Source organism: Mucilaginibacter sp. P4_G9 (assembly GCF_056400985.1).
This window is the reverse complement of record NZ_JBFUKF010000023.1, coordinates 1-18154: the sequence shown is the minus strand read 5'-3', so window position 1 is coordinate 18154 and position 18154 is coordinate 1. Positions and strand designations below refer to the sequence as shown.

General features: G+C 42.9%; 14 protein-coding genes. 6 read left to right on the top strand and 8 right to left on the bottom strand.

Annotated elements, in window-relative coordinates; translation table 11 throughout:
• The first annotated feature begins 186 nt into the window (after positions 1 to 186).
• Both AC1DPZ_RS04250 and AC1DPZ_RS04245 read left to right on the top strand, forming a co-directional pair.
• Complete coding sequence (locus AC1DPZ_RS04250; protein ID WP_477401479.1) at positions 187 to 1569, top strand: M20/M25/M40 family metallo-hydrolase; 1383 nt, start codon at positions 187 to 189, stop codon at positions 1567 to 1569.
• A 244-nt stretch (positions 1570 to 1813) separates the two neighbouring features.
• Complete coding sequence (locus tag AC1DPZ_RS04245) at positions 1814 to 3133, top strand: MFS transporter (RefSeq protein WP_477401478.1); 1320 nt, start codon at positions 1814 to 1816, stop codon at positions 3131 to 3133.
• Positions 3134 to 3242: 109 nt separating this feature from the next.
• On the opposite strand, the gene AC1DPZ_RS04240 is transcribed toward AC1DPZ_RS04245, so the two are convergent.
• Complete coding sequence (locus AC1DPZ_RS04240; protein WP_477401477.1) at positions 3243 to 4190, bottom strand: tryptophan 2,3-dioxygenase family protein; 948 nt, start codon at positions 4188 to 4190, stop codon at positions 3243 to 3245.
• Between the two features lie 182 nt (positions 4191 to 4372).
• Between AC1DPZ_RS04240 and AC1DPZ_RS04235 the strand changes: the two genes are divergently transcribed.
• Positions 4373 to 4849 (top strand): universal stress protein, encoded by a 477-nt coding sequence (locus AC1DPZ_RS04235; RefSeq protein WP_477401476.1) that lies wholly within the window; start codon positions 4373 to 4375, stop codon positions 4847 to 4849.
• Between the two features lie 76 nt (positions 4850 to 4925).
• Here the strand turns inward: AC1DPZ_RS04235 and AC1DPZ_RS04230 are convergent, their stop codons facing one another.
• From AC1DPZ_RS04230 to AC1DPZ_RS04220, 3 genes are all read right to left on the bottom strand, one after another.
• Complete coding sequence (locus tag AC1DPZ_RS04230; protein WP_477401475.1) at positions 4926 to 6215, bottom strand: HAD-IB family phosphatase; 1290 nt, start codon at positions 6213 to 6215, stop codon at positions 4926 to 4928.
• A gap of 75 nt (positions 6216 to 6290) precedes the next feature.
• Complete coding sequence (locus AC1DPZ_RS04225; protein ID WP_477401473.1) at positions 6291 to 7277, bottom strand: acyltransferase family protein; 987 nt, start codon at positions 7275 to 7277, stop codon at positions 6291 to 6293.
• 61 nt (positions 7278 to 7338) lie between these two features.
• Complete coding sequence (locus tag AC1DPZ_RS04220; RefSeq protein ID WP_477401472.1) at positions 7339 to 8307, bottom strand: NAD-dependent epimerase/dehydratase family protein; 969 nt, start codon at positions 8305 to 8307, stop codon at positions 7339 to 7341.
• Between the two features lie 165 nt (positions 8308 to 8472).
• Between AC1DPZ_RS04220 and AC1DPZ_RS04215 the strand changes: the two genes are divergently transcribed.
• From AC1DPZ_RS04215 to AC1DPZ_RS04205, 3 genes are all read left to right on the top strand, one after another.
• Positions 8473 to 9654, top strand: coding sequence for a formimidoylglutamase (locus AC1DPZ_RS04215; RefSeq protein ID WP_477401471.1), 1182 nt, complete (start codon positions 8473 to 8475; stop codon positions 9652 to 9654).
• A gap of 57 nt (positions 9655 to 9711) precedes the next feature.
• Positions 9712 to 10884 (top strand): redoxin domain-containing protein, encoded by a 1173-nt coding sequence (locus AC1DPZ_RS04210; protein ID WP_477401470.1) that lies wholly within the window; start codon positions 9712 to 9714, stop codon positions 10882 to 10884.
• A 181-nt stretch (positions 10885 to 11065) separates the two neighbouring features.
• Entirely contained in the window at positions 11066 to 12199 is a 1134-nt protein-coding gene (locus AC1DPZ_RS04205) for a redoxin domain-containing protein (protein WP_477401469.1), read from the top strand.
• Positions 12200 to 12343: 144 nt separating this feature from the next.
• Here the strand turns inward: AC1DPZ_RS04205 and purD are convergent, their stop codons facing one another.
• From purD to AC1DPZ_RS04185, 4 genes are all read right to left on the bottom strand, one after another.
• Complete coding sequence (purD, locus tag AC1DPZ_RS04200; RefSeq protein WP_477401468.1) at positions 12344 to 13618, bottom strand: phosphoribosylamine--glycine ligase; 1275 nt, start codon at positions 13616 to 13618, stop codon at positions 12344 to 12346.
• Positions 13619 to 13901: 283 nt separating this feature from the next.
• Positions 13902 to 14765, bottom strand: coding sequence for a hypothetical protein (locus tag AC1DPZ_RS04195; protein WP_477401467.1), 864 nt, complete (start codon positions 14763 to 14765; stop codon positions 13902 to 13904).
• A gap of 372 nt (positions 14766 to 15137) precedes the next feature.
• Positions 15138 to 15380, bottom strand: a complete 243-nt coding sequence (locus AC1DPZ_RS04190; RefSeq protein WP_477401466.1) for a hypothetical protein — start codon at positions 15378 to 15380, stop codon at positions 15138 to 15140.
• Positions 15381 to 15554: 174 nt separating this feature from the next.
• Positions 15555 to 17543 (bottom strand): hypothetical protein, encoded by a 1989-nt coding sequence (locus AC1DPZ_RS04185; protein WP_477401465.1) that lies wholly within the window; start codon positions 17541 to 17543, stop codon positions 15555 to 15557.
• Positions 17544 to 18154: the final 611 nt, after the last annotated feature.

Here is an 18154-nt window from a genome sequence, read left to right as displayed (position 1 = left end):
TTGGTAGCTCAAGTCGGTTTATGTTTATACAAATTCAGTAGTAATATCTGTCTTATTTTTCGCCCAAAATATTAAATTTGTTTCCGACTGACTTTTTGTAGATTAATCTTTAAAAAAACTGAATAAAACTCGATTTTATTGAAAGATTACTATACATTTTTACCATTTTTTTGAACATTTATATAGATGAAAAAAACACTTACGCTCCTCTTTTCCATGCTGTTATCAGCCCACCTGCTCCACGCGCAGGACTCATTAATCATCCGTAAAATTTACGACGAAGCCCTGGTAAACGGCAAAAGCTATGAAAGCCTGCGCTACCTGTGCAAAAGTATTGGCCAGCGTTTAAGCGGCTCGGCCAACGCGCAAAAAGCTGTCGACTGGAGCAAAAAACTAATGGAAGGCTACGGCTTTGATAAGGTTTACCTTCAGGAAGTTATGGTGCCGCATTGGGTAAGGGGCGCAAAAGAAACCGCTTTTATCATTGACGGTAAAAGCCGTATCCCTGTGCCGATAGCTGCCCTGGGAATGACGGTAGCTACGCCCAAAGAAGGCATCACCGCTAATGTTATTGAGGTACAAAGCCTTAAAGAGGTTGAAACCCTTGGCGAAAGCGTTATAAAGGGTAAGATAGTTTTCTTTAACCGGGCCTTCGATCCGCGGTTTATTGAAACCGGGCACGCATACGGAACCGCTGGTGATCAGCGTTTTATGGGCCCGGCTGTCGCCGCCAAATATGGCGCGGTAGGCGTTATCGTCCGTTCATTAACCGAAGCGCTGGATGATTATCCGCATACCGGTGCAACATTGGTTGATAAGGATGGCAAGAGCATCCCTGCGGCCGCAATATCAACAAAAGCAGCTAACAGGTTGAGCACTATGCTTAAAATGCGTAAGCTGCCCCTGATTAAATTCTACTTTAAGCAAAGCTGCCAAACATTGCCCGATGTATTGTCTTACAACGTTATTGGCGAATTAACCGGTACTGAGCATCCTAATAAGTTTATCACCGTAGGCGGTCACCTGGATTCATGGGATTTAGCAGAAGGCGCTCATGACGATGGTACAGGTGTAATGCAATCGGCCGAGGTTTTAAGAATCTTTAAAGCAACAGGCTATCGCCCTAAAAACTCGATACGTGCCGTATTTTTCATGAACGAGGAGAACGGCCACAAAGGCGGCACCAAATACGCCGAGCTTGCCGCCCAAAATAAAGAAGAGCACATTGCTGCCATTGAAACTGATGAAGGTGGCTTTACCCCACGCGGCTTTAGTTTCTCGGATGTATCAAAAGATTTCATCGCAAAAGTAAATAGTAGCTGGAAGGCGCTGCTTGAGCCTTACGAAGTTGATCAGCTAATCATCGGAGGATCAGGTACTGATATTGAGCCTATGAAAGAGAAACTGCCCGGAGTTATCCTGATAGGTTTCCGCCCCGATTCTCAACGCTATTTTGATATTCACCACACCGCAAATGATGTTTTTGAAAACGTGAACAAACGCGAGCTTGAACTGGGCGCTGCGGGTATAGCTGCGCTGATCTACCTGATAGATCAGCACGGATTTTAGTTGATGTGCAGATTTGCAGATTTTAAATGTGCAGATTAATAAGTTCTTTTCCCGCCGCCTGTGTGCTTACAGGCGGCTTTTTTATTTTGTTAGCTGTTTGTGATGAGATAAACCGGGGAGCGAAAATCTATACATTTGAAACCCGTAATCTGCACATCCGCATTTTCACATCAAAAAAATCCTGTTAATCCTGCAAAATCTTGTTAATCGTGTTGTAAATTTGCGGCACATCTAAAATAATACTGTGGCCGAAGAAGGAGATAGTAAACCCAAAATTGATTCTTTTGCAGCATTGCGATATAAGGATTTCAGATCTTATATCGGGATGCGCTTTTGTTTCACCTTTGCATATTCCATGCAGGCCGTTGTAATCGGCTTTTATATTTACCAGTTAACAAAAAGTGCGTTTGCACTTGGGCTTGTAGGCTTGTGCGAAGCCATACCTGCGGTTTGTATTGCCTTATACGGAGGATATATTGCCGATAAATCCGAAAAACGCAAGATGCTGCTGCTGATATTTAGCGGGGTAATCCTTACATCTGTTGTAATGTTCGTGGTTACGCTTAAAAGCATGAGCGGGGTTATCCATACCGGCTGGATAATACCCATTATTTACATCATGATTTTTTGCAATGGTGTTGCCAGGGCCTTTTACGGACCGGCAACTTTTACCATTTACGCCCATAGCATCCCCAAAGAATTATACCCTAACGGAAGTACCTGGAGCAGCTCGAGCTGGCAGGTGGCATCCATTATAGGCCCGGCTGCAGGGGGATTAATTTATGGTTACGCTGATAAACTGATCCCTGGTTTAACCGGTATTACCGCCACGTTTGCCGTGATTATATTTTTCCTGCTGGTATCGCTATTGCTTGTTGCGTTATTACGCAAATATCCGCCGGTGTTTGTACCTAAGGAAAGTATCTGGAAAAGTCTTTCCGAAGGCATCCACTTTGTGTTTAGCAATAAAATGATGATTGGCGCCATGAGCCTTGATCTGTTCTCGGTGTTTTTTGGCGGCGCTGTTGCATTGTTGCCCATATTTGCAAACGAGATATTAAAAGTAGGGGCCGAAGGACTTGGTATTATGCGGGCTACATCCTCATTGGGTGCAGTATTAACCATGCTGGCCATGACGCGGTTTTCGCCTATGGGTAAGCCATGGCGTAACTTGCTTATTGCGGTAACGGGTTTTGGCCTTTCTATTATCTGTTTTGGTTTATCACGCAGCTTTTACCTGTCGTTATCATTTTTATTTACCGAAGGCGCGTTCGATAGCATCAGTGTCATCATCAGGGGAACCATTATGCAACTGTTAACACCAGACCACATGCGTGGGCGGGTATCGGCAGTAAACCAGATGTTTATCGGCTCATCAAATGAAATAGGCGCTTTTGAATCAGGAACGGCTGCCCGCCTGTTAGGGACTGTGCCTTCTGTAATATTTGGTGGCAGCATGACCATGATCATTGTGGGCATTACTTATCTTAAAACCAAAAAACTTATCCCGTTATCATTACAGCAGATACAGCCACCGGAAGTGGTTGAGAAGGAAATAGCATAATGAATAAGCCGTGCCGAACTTGTTTAGGCACCCTACAAGCAAGGCGTACAACATAAAGTCGAAGTGTCCTGTGAGATCCTGAAATAAATTCAGGATGACCATTGTGGCTTTACCCCAACACACTATCCACCCAGGCCCTGCCCCAATTCTCTATTTCTTCGGCGGTCCAAAGTGATGGATAAAAAATACGTTTCTGGAAACGCGGAGGCAGGTATTTTTGCCAGTTGGTGCCGCCGGTAGCTTTAATCTCTTCCGGCTCACGGTTAAGGTAGCGCACAGCCGATTTATAATGCGATAAAGGCCAGTTTACATTTACGTTGGTATCCAGGTGGCGCAGCTCATTTTTTAATTCGGCTGTCATTTGCCCGGCTGCTTCAAATTTTAAGGCCAGGGCATTAAAATTATAATTCACAGCCGCCTTTCCAAGTTCAATGAAGGTTTTGGAATACTTTTTTTCGAACTGCTTAAGCGTTAACGTTTTTTTACCGGTTGATAGCTCTGTAGCGCCAAATTTCCAGTAAAGGTATTCAAACTGCTGTTCTATGGACGCGAGGCGCAGCTCTTCGCGCTTATCTTTAGCAACCAGGTTAATAAAATCGGTTGCATAAATTTCAATCATCCGGTACTGTCCAGATTGAAAGCCGCTGGCAGGCAACAACGACATCCTGAACTTAAGGAACTGATCTTTCTCCATGCCATCAACCATGATCTCGAACGATTGGGTTAAGGCACCAAAATAACGGTTAATGCGTTTTAACCGGGCTGTTAAAAACTCAGCGGTTAGCGGCTGTGCTTCTGTAATCTGCCGGCACTCATGCAGGGCCAGCTTAAAATATAGTTCGGTTATCTGGTGGTAGATGATAAATATTTCTTCATCAGGGAAAGGCGTTTTAGGATTTTGCAGGCTTAGTAACGTATCCAGGTGGATATAATCCCAATACGTTAAAAAATCGGCATAAAGTAAGCCGTCGAGGTACGAGTTCATATCCTGGCCCATGGCCTCATATTTTTCCTGCAGCCGTGCCAGGCGATCTTCAATTTCGGGATGGAATTGCATTAACAAAGGTAGTAAAATGAGATGAGCTGAAATAAGCCTAAGTATCTGCAAAAGATAAAACATTTTTAAAGTGTGTATGTCTTATTATCTGAACCAGGATTTACAAAATTTTTGAATTAACAGAATGATAAAATTCTGAGCATTCTTAAATCCTTGAAATTCTGGATCTAAACTTAAACATCATGAAAATAAGAAAAATATTGATAGGCGTTGATGATAGTACTTACGCACATAATGCCGCTGCTTATGGCTTTGATGTTGCCCGCAGATATAACGCCGCAGTTGGTTTGGTACATATTATTGAACCTGTTGTTTATCCGCCGGATGCTAACGATGGCTTTACAGGTATATCGATGGATCCTAACCTGGGCTTAATGCAAACTGAACTTGTGAATCTGCAAAGCGAACAATCATCAACAGTTATTGAAGGTATTATAGAAGAATTTGGAAGCGGGTTGCAGGTATCTAAATTTGTTGAATATGACAACACCGGCGATGGCATAATAAATTGCGCAAAAGAGTTTAATGCCGATTTGATTGTAGTAGGTACCCACAAACGTTCCGGTCTTGATCGTTTGCTGTTGGGAAGCATCGCCGAAAGCGTTATCCGTCATTCGGAGATACCCGTGTTGGTGGTGCCGTCTGCAGAAGAAGAATAAATTCAGGTTCGTGTGTAGTACAGTTTAAAAATTTTCCCTGATACCTTGCGTTCCGGGCAACCCGGACCTCGCAACCTTAATAAAGCAGCCTGAACTTTATAGTATGTTCAATGGCTTTTAGTTCGTTAAGTACCTGGGCATCGTAGCCGGTGTTTACATCTGTAATTACGTAGCCTATCTGGGCATTGGTAACCAAAAACTCGCCAACTATGTTGATGTTGTGGCGGGCAAACACATCGTTTATTTTAGCCAATATACCGGGTATATTTTTGTGGATATGGATTAGGCGGTGCGCATTACTAACCCTCGGCGGCTGCAGATCGGGGAAGTTACAGCTGGTATGCGTTTTTCCTTCGTTCATAAAAGCCATAACCCGCTTAGGAATAAAATCGCTGTTATGGGGGTTATGTTTAGGGTCATCAAATATAATAATGCCACAATCGGTAGCTGCATCGGCCAGTTTGCGGTTGCATTTGCCAAAAATGCCTATCACTTTTAACCTGCCGGCGTTCTGGATCTGTTCGGGATTTGGCTGATGCTCTTCATCGCAGAATAAAACCCCTGCTTCTTCTAAATATTTTTCTTCAATAGTCTCCCGGTTGCGGATGTTGTAGCCTTCCTTTTTCATTTGGGCCTGTGCATCCTCATCAATATCACCTACTACCAGGCATTTAATCCGGTTTTTGGGGTACGATATAGCTCTTGGCAGTTTATTAAGGTACAGGAACTCATCAAAGCTTGGTGTGATATGGTCGGCCTTTTCGGCTACAGATTTGCGCTCGATGTTCTCGGTAAAAGCAAAGAATTTTTTGATCATCCCCGATTCCTTTAACTGGAAATCGGAGTAGCCATCACCAATGCCATAAATATCGCCGGGCAGTTGCAGCTCTTTTAGTAATTTAACTTTACCACCTTCCTGAGAGAGGGGATTAGTACGGTCATAACCTACAATATTGCCTTCCTCGTCAAACTCAAAGGTATTGGCGTAGATGTTTTCTTTTTTAATATGATACTCGGTAACCACGGGCGTAATAAACTCCTTAAAACCGCCGGATACGATCAAAACCTCGTCCTGGTGATTTTTAAAGAAAATAGTATTACGGGAAAATGAAGTGGATACTTTTTTCTTAAGATGGCTGATAAGCTGCTTTAAATGATCGCGGTTGGCCTGCAACAATTTAACCCTTGCTTCTAAACTTTGGGTAAAGGATAGCTTGCCCTCCATCGAGGCGTTGGTTAAATCTTCAATTTGTTTGTAAATACCCTCGCGGTCGGGGTGATTTTTGAGAGATATGCGTGCCAGTTCGTCAAGGGCCTCAACCTGCGTAAACGTGCTATCGAAATCAATAATAAAGTACTGCTCCATCTTGGGTGCAAATGTGCGAAAAATTTTATTGATAGGGTAAGCAGAGTTTTATTAGTTATTGGCTGTGGGATTATTTTACCTCCCAAACCGCTTTCCATATTCAATAGCCGGTAGTTCAACATACAGGTGCATTAAATTGGAAAGAAACAGCAGGAATACCAATAGCGCAACATCAAAAAGAATATTTAAAGTCATATTGGTTTGTATAACTACAATCTTGAGGTGCCCTGACAGGTAAACCCCTATGGGCACATGTACCAGGTAAAGAGAATAGGATACATCGCCATAGCGGCTCAATAGGTTATTTTTAAGCGGCTTAAAGTGATTACCTACAATAAGCACTGTCGTTATAACACATAATATAATATAAACAGTGGATTGATGAGTAGTGTAAATCCCTGTTATGGCCAAAATTAATAATGCAATATTAAGCCATTTTTGGCAGGGCTTATGCAGCAACAGGTATATAGCCAAACCAAGGCTAAACAAGGGCCAAAGGTTCAAAAAGAAAAACGGGCCCGATTCGAACTTTGGCAAAAAAATACTTAATAAAGTTACTGCAATTAAGGCGATGGTGAAATATTGCTTCTTAAAAAAAGCGCAGGCAAATACAGTCAGGTAAAAAAGCACCTCGCAGGATAATGTCCAATACACCCAATTTATGGTAGTTATATTGCTTATAGGCGATGTGGTAAGTGTAATGGTTGCCAAAATTCCCGCAATGCTTTTAGGTATGGCTATTGCCGAATTAACCCCTGTTATCAGTTTTAGCAACAAAATTATAAGGGCGGTTATAGCCAGGCTGAACCAATAAGGTGGGAAGATTCTGAAAAAACGCCTGACGATAAACTCAGCTGGCCTTTTAGCATGCTGAAGGGCGATTAATATGCAATAACCACTAATTATAAAAAATACGGGTACTCCAAGATGCCCATACTTGCAAAAGTTGCGGTACCAGTTATCAATATGTTTTAAGGGCTGATTAAAATGAAAAAGAACTACCCACGAAGCAGCTAAGATCCTTAGCAGATCAATCAGGTGGTTTCTTTTATCTTGTTGCATTTGAAAACTTGGAGAGCAAGATAGTGATATTGGAGTAAAGAAAGATTTTAACCTAATGCCGCTAATTACTCAAGGCAATACATATTTCTTTAATAGTTTCATTCACCGGTTTAAACTCAATCCCGATAGCCTTTTTAATTTTTGAGTTGTCAAACTTCCGTGTCACAGAAGCCGCCTGTGCAGAAGTTTTATCAATAGCCGGATCACCGCCCGTTAAGGCAGCCCAAACAGCAGCTCCACGCCAGGCCAGTTCCATTAACCATGGTTTGGCTAACATAGCAGGTGGTTTTATCCCGAACCCTTGTGCTGTTTCGGTAGTTATGGCTTTATAGGTATAGTTTTCGGCACTGATAATATAGCGTTCGGCTGTGATATCGCTATTCATAAGGCCAACCATACATTTGGCCACATCCTCTACATCAACAAAGCCAATGCTGCCTGCAGTATAAAATTTAAGTCCTTTACGTACAGTCTCAAACAAGGCGCCGCTGCCTTCTTTACCTGCACTGGCGCCTATAATGAGCGAAGGGTTTACAATTGCAGCGTCCAGACCTTCGGCAATGCCCCGCCATACTTCCATCTCACTTTCCAGCTTGGATATGGCATAGCCATCATTTTCTGTTGATTGCTCCAGGTGGTGATTTTCGGTAGTAAGTTCGCCTGGTTTGGCAAGGCCAATAGCAGCAATGGAGCTTACATGCACCATCCTGGTACCTTTTTCTGCGCATAAATTAACCAAATTGGCTGTACCGGTAACGTTTGTGTTAATCATCGGCTTTTTATCGGCAGCTTTTAACGATACCCATGCCGCGCAATGGTAAACCTGGGTTACACCTTCCAGCGCGTTCTCCAATGCAAAAATATCCAGCAGGTCGGCATCAACCCATTCAATTTGTGATTGAAAAGGAACAAGTAAAGCAGGTATAGTTGAGGTAGTCCTTTTTGTGCAGCGAATATGCGCACCGGATTTAACCAGCAGCTTTGCCAGTTCGGCCCCTAAAAAACCTGTTGCGCCAGTAATAAGAATCATTTTAATTTGAAGATTTGAAAATGTGCTGATTTGAAAATGTAAAAGTGCACAATATCATTTGATGATTTATCATACACTGCTTTTGAAAATTTGCATATTTGCAGCTGAAGTAAGCGATTGATCATTTTCAAATCTTCAAATTAGCACATTTTCAAATTACAATTAATGTCCTTAGCTGATTTTTTTACACCTGTTGATCTAAAAAAGATCGCTCCTAAAAAGGGGTATTATACCAGCCAGCTTGGCGATATAATTGTGCATTATTCGGTCGATTTTCCTGACCTGGAAGAAAAAACCGACCTCGCCATTATTGGTGTGATGGACGACCGCAACGCGACCGATAACCAGGGCTGCGCCCTTGGTCCCGATTATATCCGCGAAAAACTATACCAGCTTAACGAAGGTGGTTATAATTTAAAAATTGCCGACCTGGGTAATATTGTTGCCGGGGCTACAGTTACCGATACCTATTTTGCCCTTAAAACCGTAATTGCTGAATTGGTTAAAAAGGATATTGTGCCTGTTATTATAGGTGGCGGGCAGGACCTTACCTATGCCCAGTACCTGGGGTATGAAGAACTGGAGCAAAAAGTAGACCTGGTGGTGATCGATTCGCGGTTTGACCTGGATGAGGATGAAACATCCGGAAGTTTGGAAACCACCTCGCAATCCTATCTCAATAAGATATTTTTACACGAGCCCAATTACCTGTTCAATTTCAGTAACCTGGGTTATCAAACCTATTTTGCCAGCCAGGAGAGTTTGCGGGTAATGGATAAGCTTTACTTTGATGTACACCGCCTTGGCGAACTGAGCGGCAACGTAGCCGTAACAGAACCTGCCATCCGTAACGCCAGCATGATCAGTTTTGATGTGGGGGCTATCCGGTCATCGGATGCTATGGGAAATGCCAATGCTTCGCCCAACGGCTTTAACGGGCAGGAGGCCTGCCAGCTATGCCGGTATGCGGGGTTTAATGATAAATTGAGCTCTATTGGCTTTTACGAATTTAATCCGGCGTATGATAATAATGGCCAAACTGCTATGTTGCTGGCGCAGATGATATGGTATTTTGTGGATGGTTTTTATGGCCGGAAGCGTGATTTTCCGCTCAACCCAAAATCACAATACCTTATTTACAAAACCAGCCTTAAACATGAAGACCAGGAAGTGGTATTTGTAAAAAGCAAGAAATCCGATCGCTGGTGGATGCAGGTACCGTACCCAACCGGTGGGTCGCGTAATGAGCGTTTTCACCTGGTGCCCTGTAGTTATGCCGATTATAAAACAGCCACATCCGGCGAATTGCCAGACCTGTGGTGGCGTACCTATCAAAAATTGAACTAATAATTACAATTAGAACAGCATTTTAACGTTATCAAATCTTATAGTTTTAATATTCTGATGAAGAAAATATATTTTTTAATAACCGCGTTGTTGCCGGTTATGGCGTTTGCCCAAACCCCGGATACGTTTACAATAAACGGGAAAATAGGAAATACCGGTGCTCCGGCTAAAGTTTACTTGTCATACCAGTTAGGTGCTAATAGCGTAATTGATTCTGCCGATGTTGTTAATGGCGTGTTCAGTTTTAAAGGAACAATGCTAAACCCTGTTAATGCCACGCTGGTTGTTGATTATAAGGGAGTTGGTATTGAAAAATTTGCACAGCAATATTCTGATGGCAGGGCCCTCTCAAATAATGCGGATAACCTGAGCTTTTTTATTGATAAAGGTACATTAACCATTACCAGCAAAGACTCTGTAAAAAAAGCGCAGATTGCCGGGTCGCAGCTTAATATTGATAATGTAAAACTGCAGGAGCAACTGAAAAGTATCAATTTAAGGGGCGAAAAATTAATGGCCGAAATTAAGGCTGCAACGCCGGAACAGCAAAAGTCGCCTGCTTTTCAAAGCAGTATGCAGGCCAAGTACAAAGCGTTGCAAACGCTGCAGAGTTTTACTTTAAAAAGCTTTATAACCGATAATCCCAACAGTTACCTTAGTTTACTTGCTTTAAGCTCGGTAGGCGGCCCGTCTCCTGATCCCGGTGAAATTCTGCCTTTGTATAATTCGTTATCGCAAAGTGTAAGGGAAACCGAGGCCGGCAGGGTTTTAAAAAGCCAGCTTGATATGTTAAAAGCGACTGCCGTTGGTGCTGTTGCTCCCGATTTTACGCAAAACGATGTAAACGGCACCCCTGTTAAACTATCATCATTCAGGGGTAAGTACGTGCTACTTGATTTTTGGGCTTCGTGGTGCGGTCCATGCCGCCAGGAAAATCCTAACGTGGTGCGCAACTATAACAAATACAAAGCAAAAAACTTTACCGTATTAGGGGTATCATTGGATAAGGCTGACAGCAAATCAGCCTGGCTTGCGGCTATTAAAAATGATGGCCTCGACTGGACCCAGGTATCTGATCTTAAATACTGGAACAACGCGGTAGCCGCGCTTTATTCTATAACTTCTATCCCGCAAAATTACCTGATAGGGCCCGACGGAAAGATCATCGCCAAAAATCTGCGCGGCGAAGACCTTGATGCCAAGCTGCAGGAATTGTTTGGGAAGATATAGGTTGATGGGTGGTTGATTAAGTTGGATAAAACCCGGACTGTTGGCAAAGCTGCCCTCTGCTGTCTAAATTTAATCAAACATTCACTATGCACTTAATCAACCAAAAACAATGTAACTTTTTACTGACTATTAGTAATATATTGTTTTTACATATTATATTGCGATATAAACTTTATCTCTTATGAAAAAAACAATATTATTAGCATTAGCCACGCTACCCGCTATTGCTTTTGCACAGGATACCAAATATAGCATACAAGGAAAAATAGGTGAATTTAACACCCCTGCCAAGGTTTACCTCGAATACAGGTTCCCTAAGGGCAAGCCTATTTATGATTCCTGTACTGTAGTTAATGGTAAGTTTCACTTTGCAGGTTCTGTTGGCGCCGCGCCGCTTAATGCCTACCTGTTATTTAATCGTAAAGGTACGGGTGCAGGCAACGCCGATGGTTACCGCGTAATTTACCTTGAACCCGGCGTTATTAACGTAACTGGCAACGATAAGATAGAAAACGCAACGGTTGACGGACCAAAAACTAACCAGGAAAACGAAAAATATCAGTTAGTGCAAAAACCGGTGAATGATGCTTATGCGGCTTTGGAAGAAAAGCAAAAAGCAGCTACCGATGAGCAAAAGGCTTCTCCTGAATATATCAAAAAAGCAAAAGCCGATGAAAAAGCCATCGACGATATGAGCGCTGCTATAGATAAAAAATTTATCCAGGAAAATCCGGGCTCCATTATAAGCCTGAACGCTCTTGAATCATTGGCCTACAGCGCCGATTATGTAGATCTTAAACCTTTATACGATGCCTTAACACCTGCTGTAAAGAGCACCGAAGCAGGCAAAGCCCTGGGCGAAAGGATGCCTAAATTTAAGGCTGTAGCGTTGGGTGCAATAGCGCCTGAATTTGCCGAGGCTGATACCAGTGGAAAGATCATTAACCTGTCTTCATTTCGCGGGCAATATGTTTTGATTGATTTTTGGGCATCATGGTGCGGTCCCTGCCGCAGGGAAAACCCCAATGTGGTAAAGGCATATAACCATTATAAGGGTCAAAAATTCACTATTTTGGGCGTATCGCTCGATAAACCAAATGGGAAAGACAAGTGGATGGCCGCCATCCATAAAGACGGCCTTACCTGGAATCACGTATCCGACCTTAAATTCTGGGATAGTAAAGCGGCCGGTTTATACGCCGTTCGCGGTATTCCGCAAAACTTTTTATTAGACCCCAACGGAAAGATAATTGCCAAAAACCTTCGTGGCGATGATCTGGAAGATAAGCTCGCCGAAATCTTCGGGAAGATATAGTTGGTCATCAGTCATTGGTCATTAGTCATTGACCTTTCTGATAGTTAACTCGAAAATATAAAAGGGAGGTAAGTCGTACACTTATCTCCCTTTTATATTATAGTTATTTACCGCGTTCAATGACCAATGACCAATGACCAATGACTATAATAGATCAAACCCGATATCTTTCCTGAAGTACATACCATCGTAATAAATACGGCTGGCATCGGCGGTGGCTTGTTGCAGGGCGTTAAACATGTTGTCCTGTAGTGAGGTTATGGCTAAAACCCTGCCCCCGGTGGTTATCACGTTTTCACCATCGTTACCGGTACCCGCGTGGAATACTATCGAATCGCGGACGTTTTCGGTGCCGGTTATTACTTTGTTTTTGAGGTATTCGCCGGGATAGCCGCCTGCAACCATTACTATGGTAGCTGCAGTTTTGCCCGATATGATGAGTTCTTTTTCGCTGAGGTTACCTTCGGCAACGCCCTGTAGCAGGTCTACAAAATCGCTTTCAATGCGGCGCATTACACTTTCGGTTTCGGGATCGCCCATACGGCAGTTGTACTCAATAACCCACGGCTCGCCATCCTTGTTCATCAGGCCTATAAATATAAAACCCTTATAGGGGATATTATCCTTTTTTAGTCCCTCAACGGTAGGAATTATTACCAGTTCCTCAACCTTTTTCATATAGGCAGCATCAGCAAAAGGTACCGGCGAAATAGAGCCCATGCCGCCTGTATTTAAGCCGGTATCCCCCTCGCCAATACGTTTATAGTCTTTGGCTTCGGGAAGTATTTTGTAGTTGGTGCCATCGGTCATTACAAAAACTGATAGCTCGATGCCCTGCAAAAACTGCTCAACCACCACGCTCGAACTTGCATCGCCAAACTTAGCTTCGGCAAGCATTTGAGTAAGTTCTAATTGTGCTTCTTCAAGCGTAAGGCAAATCAATACGCCTTTGCCGGCTGCAAGGCCATCGGCCTTTAACACCACGGGCAAACCCGCAGTGGCCAGGTAACTAAGACCCTCCTGCAGGGTATCTTTTGTGAAAGTTTTGTAGGCGGCGGTTGGGATGTTATGCTTTTGCATAAATTGCTTGCTGAAATCCTTGCTGCCTTCCAGCTGGGCGGCATGCTGCTGCGGACCAATTACCGGTACATTTTTCAGCTGAGCATCGGCCAAAAAGAAATCATGAATTCCCTTAACCAGTGGTTCTTCGGGGCCAACCAGCACCAGGCCGATGGCGTTTGCGATAACAAAAGCCCCAATGCCCTCAAAATCGGTAACTTTGAGGTTAACGTTGGTGCCATACTGGTGCGTGCCGGCATTACCAGGAGCAATAAAAAGCTTTTGACATTTAGGACTTTGTGCAATTTTCCAGGCGAAGGCGCTTTCCCTTCCACCAGAACCGATGATCAGAATATTCATGCCGACAAAGATAGTTTTTTGGACGAAGGATTTTTGGATGAAAGCGTAAGGATTTGGACTTTGGGACAAAGGATTTTCGGATAAAGGATTTTTCTTCAGGTTCTCTCGCAGAGGAATCTGAGGGCGGATGCCTACAACGTCAACCGGTCAGGCGCATATGGCTTAAAGACTATCTTGTTTGATTCTCCCTTTCCCATGCCTTCAAGTTGCGGAAAATCTCAATAAATAAAAAGAGGCTGCCCTTTTCGTGACAGCTTCTTTTCTGGTTTGCTTAATTTAATATTTAATTAATGCGCTCAGGTTTGCTCACTTCTCCGGTTAGCAGGTTGATAACGTATTTGTAATATGAGTTTGTTGTGCCTTCTATTTTAAAATAAGATTCTAAAGTATCATTATCCAAAAACACCATATAACCGCTATTGCCGGCCTTTGAATTCTTATCAGGTGAGGTTTTATAATCGTGACTTTCCTCATAATCAAAGTACACTTTCCCAAGTACAAACTTCCCTGTTGTTTTATCAGCCGATTGTACTCTGCGGCCAACTACTTCTTGAAACAAATATTTGGTAGAGAAATAATGCGATTCGCTCAGAACATTTTTATTCAGTACGTTAAAACGGGCAGCAGCCGACGCGCTTCCGGCGGTTGTAAAATAAATGCCATCAGAGGCTTTTACATGAAAATTCAAAAGGTCATCATAAACATTTTCAAATCCTTTGCCACTAACAACTGTGTGCATGGTATCGTCCAAAGCATATGCATTAATATTATAGCCATTCGCCCATAATGTTCCGTCGCACAAATAAGTAAATTTTGAGTTGCCCGTATATTTACGGGTCGTATCGCCATTAATTACTGTTCTATTAGTTGGCGTGGTTTCGAAATCTCCACATTTGGTTAAAATTGTTTGACCCATGATGGTTAATTTGTCCTTACCGCCAGCGCTTGAATGGCTTATGTGTGCAGATGCTAACTGCGTAGACAAAGACATGTAAACGCTTAAGGCCATTTTTTTAGCGACTTCAGACTGACTAACACTTGTTGTTTTTTGTGTATCGGTAATTTTTGCGTCGTTCTTTTTACAAGCTGTGTAAAGTAGGGTAATGCCAATCAGTGTTGTAATTGTAATTTTTAAAGTATTTTTCATGGAGAAAATTTTGTTTTGCGATGAAGGTTTTTCTCGGGATACTCAAATTCTATTCCAATTAAAATCAACTATAAAGTGATAAAGAATTCGGTGGGTTGAGAAATAAAATGGACAAAAATGGGAAACTTATTGCCCGCCCCAAAAACATACTTATATGCATGTTAGCGATGCCTGTTGTACTGAAATAGTTCATTACTTAGCATGCGGCCTCAGGGTCCTTTTTCAAAGAAATTTGGACTTTCGGATGAAGGACTTTCGGACAAAGGATTTTTCCTGCTAACTGCTGAATGAAGTGTTCTTTTGTCTGCTTTCGTCCGAAAGTCCTTTGTCCGAAAGTCTTTTGTCTTCCAGTCCTTCGTCCAAAAAATCCACCTAACCGGCTGTAATCAGTGCTGCTCCGGCTTCGTCAATATCCACACGGCAATCGGCAACAGAAATATGGTGTTTAAATTTATTTATGGGTTCAATCCAATCGCGCGAGGTAAAAACCGGGGCATGTATGTTTACAGAATCAACCAGTACTTCTTCACCATCCAAAACCAGTCGCCAGCATAGGTCCCGGCCGTTACTCTCGGTATTAAAACGTATTTGGGCAAGCGCCACCTGTTTATTCATATCGTAAATAGTGATGCAGGAAAAACGCTTGGATTGTAGGATTAGTATACTGGTAAGCGGGTTTTAAGTTAAACGGCGCCCGAACCCGTGCCGTGCTTATCCGTATAGCAAAAACAGCCGCTTCCCATAGGAAAGCGACTGTGAAATTTATTAATAACAATGACCCTGTAATATTTAAGGCGCCAGGCAAAATGCTATGCTTTTATACGCATCGTACTGTGATTGCCTGCCTACGCCATTAATTACTGTGGAGTATACAGCAAGCGATTCGGCAAAGGCTGCTACGCCGGGGCAGGAGCCCAGCATAACAGAAACCGGTTTTACATAGGTATAATCTACAAAAGTAGCCGGTAAAAGCGATCCCGATACGCTATCGAAACCATTGGCTCCCTTAATAATGCTAAAGCCATAGGTGGCAAAGCCCATTGGGTGAGATGCAACCCAATGCAGCGATACCGGGTGTGTTTTATCGGTGTATTTTAAATAACCACAATCGGTAGTAGCGTGGTTGCCATCAAGTAACGGCATATCTAAGGATGCTACGCATTGCTGGTTATCAATAAATAAGTTGTTGCCCATGGTTGATACCAGGTTGTGTGCTGCATCATAAAACTCTACAGCCAGGCTATGCAAGCCGTTGGTAAGGTTGTTGCTGCCCAGTTTGCAGCCGATATCTGTTTCCATGTAGGAATATACCGGGTTGTGCACAGCATAATAACCGCCTGGCTGGGTGCTTTTGGCCTCAACAATATTATAGTAACCGGTTGCAGGGTCCATACGTACTTCGCTCCAGCTATCTGTGCGGGGTAGGCCATCTACCAGTACGCGGTAATAGGTAATACCCGAGTTCCATGCATGATAATGATCAATATTTACAGGAAGGGTGCCGCCGAAAGGCGAATCTTTAGGAAACTGGTAGGGGTAGGTGGGCAGCGAGGTGGTATCGGCCTTGCCGCTGGCCGGAATCAGGTTCCAGGCAACATAGCCAATGCCTTTGTACAGGAAGTTGCCTGTACCTAAAGTTAAAAAGTACTGGTCAATTTGATTGTTAGCGGCAACGCAATAGATGCCCGGTGTGATTACGGTTACACTTGATGGGCGAAATGCGGTACCACCGATAAGCAGGTTTACGTTTGCGGTAGTTTTGGTAACATCCACAACCGAGATGCGGTTTGCCGGGTCGCGCTCGGCTACCAGTAAGCGGCTTTCTGTAGCATCGGCCCAGGTTAGGTAAAACGGACTGGTTAAGCCCGTGGCTATTGTTACTTTAATGCCGGTTGCCAGTTCTATACGGCTTACGCAGTTTAGTCCCTGCTCGGTAATATAGGCATAAGAAAGGTTGGCCGATAACGTTAATCCCACTGCCAGGTTTAAACCATTATACAAAACCGTTTGCACCCCTGTGCCCAGGTTAACCCTGATAAGCCTGCCCGGATTGGCATACTCAACTACGTAGGCCTGGTTATGGACTTCATCTACCCAAAGCTGCTGTGGTGTGTTTAAGCCCGTACATACCACGGTTGATACATTACGGTTAGCATTAGCTAAATTTACTCTAACAATATTGCCCGTGCGTTCGGTAACATAAGCGGTGGCTTCGTTACTTAATACACAGATGTCCTCGGGCTGGTTGTAGCCTATGCCGATATGCGCATATGCGGGGTTCAGCTTATAGGTTACCCATTGTATCTTAAGGTCGTAACCATAAGCTACAACGCCTATTTTGGCATAATTGCCCTCGCGGGTTTTAACGCAAAAAACATCGCCTGCAACTAATTTATTGGAGGCATCATTATTGCCAATAATAGCGCTTGAAGTATAATTGAACAATTGCATGGCGGCTGGTGTAAGCTGGCCAAAATTAACCTGCCCCAGGTTAACTATTTGCGCTGTACCCTGGGGTACCATTTGGCGTTTRACACTGTCAATTTGTTCCCACCAGATATCTGCAGTGGCGCCCATGCCAACATTAGTGCCCGTTTCACAATCAAAAAGCCAGGTGCCCTTAATAATTGCTGTTCCCTGCGATACAATGCCAGCCGAGCCCTGTACAAGATCGAGTTTGGAAATAAAACCGCCGTATTCTACAAAAACAAGCTTGTTGTGGTTTTTAAGATACTTTGAGCCGATAGCGCCGGCCAGACCTGTGACTAAATTTTTCATAATTTTTAAATGTTTATAAGGTTTAAATTTTTAAATGGAATGCGCTTATAGTTTTACGATTATTGAAGTATGAGCAGGTAAATGATCCCTGCGGCGTTTATATTCACGCTGCTCACTAACTTTGTTTTTAAATTGCTGACAATCATTGTTTAGGTAAATTTTATGATGTCAAAATTGTGGATTAATCTACATAGGGCATGTAGTATCAATACGCTATTTAAAGCGTACATATACGCAATTGAAAAAAGTAGGGCTACGTTGAGATACAAACGATAACCGCGTATTTCTGCTGCAGCAAACGGTATTAAGGCAAGCCATGTATACTTATCAGGTTTAAATTATGCAAACCCGTATATTGTGTTTTATTAAATTATTGCTTAAAAAGCTAATTCATTAACAGAATATTATTTATTTATGAATAATAGCATGAATTATATAATAAACCTAATTTTGCGTTGAATTAGGCGGGTGTGATAATAGATGCGAAATTTTATATAGTGACTTGAATTTGAATGGATAATTTCTTAGCCAAAAATAAAGAATCGTTATTTCAGATCCTCTTTTATCAAAACCCTCAGCCTATGTGGTTTTTTGATACGGTAACGTTAAGG

Excerpts from the sequence above, each read along its gene's own strand:
- AC1DPZ_RS04250 (WP_477401479.1), top strand. The coding sequence starts at position 187 with ATGAAAAAAACACTTACGCTCCTCTTTTCCATGCTGTTATCAGCCCAC.
- AC1DPZ_RS04240 (WP_477401477.1), bottom strand. The coding sequence starts at position 4,190 with ATGCAATTCCATCCCGAAATTGAAGATCGCCTGGCACGGCTGCAGGAA.
- AC1DPZ_RS04235 (WP_477401476.1), top strand. The coding sequence starts at position 4,373 with ATGAAAATAAGAAAAATATTGATAGGCGTTGATGATAGTACTTACGCA.
- AC1DPZ_RS04230 (WP_477401475.1), bottom strand. The coding sequence starts at position 6,215 with ATGGAGCAGTACTTTATTATTGATTTCGATAGCACGTTTACGCAGGTT.
- AC1DPZ_RS04225 (WP_477401473.1), bottom strand. The coding sequence starts at position 7,277 with ATGCAACAAGATAAAAGAAACCACCTGATTGATCTGCTAAGGATCTTA.
- AC1DPZ_RS04220 (WP_477401472.1), bottom strand. The coding sequence starts at position 8,307 with ATGATTCTTATTACTGGCGCAACAGGTTTTTTAGGGGCCGAACTGGCA.
- AC1DPZ_RS04215 (WP_477401471.1), top strand. The coding sequence starts at position 8,473 with ATGTCCTTAGCTGATTTTTTTACACCTGTTGATCTAAAAAAGATCGCT.
- AC1DPZ_RS04210 (WP_477401470.1), top strand. The coding sequence starts at position 9,712 with ATGAAGAAAATATATTTTTTAATAACCGCGTTGTTGCCGGTTATGGCG.
- AC1DPZ_RS04205 (WP_477401469.1), top strand. The coding sequence starts at position 11,066 with ATGAAAAAAACAATATTATTAGCATTAGCCACGCTACCCGCTATTGCT.
- purD (WP_477401468.1), bottom strand. The coding sequence starts at position 13,618 with ATGAATATTCTGATCATCGGTTCTGGTGGAAGGGAAAGCGCCTTCGCC.
- AC1DPZ_RS04195 (WP_477401467.1), bottom strand. The coding sequence starts at position 14,765 with ATGAAAAATACTTTAAAAATTACAATTACAACACTGATTGGCATTACC.
- AC1DPZ_RS04190 (WP_477401466.1), bottom strand. The coding sequence starts at position 15,380 with ATGAATAAACAGGTGGCGCTTGCCCAAATACGTTTTAATACCGAGAGT.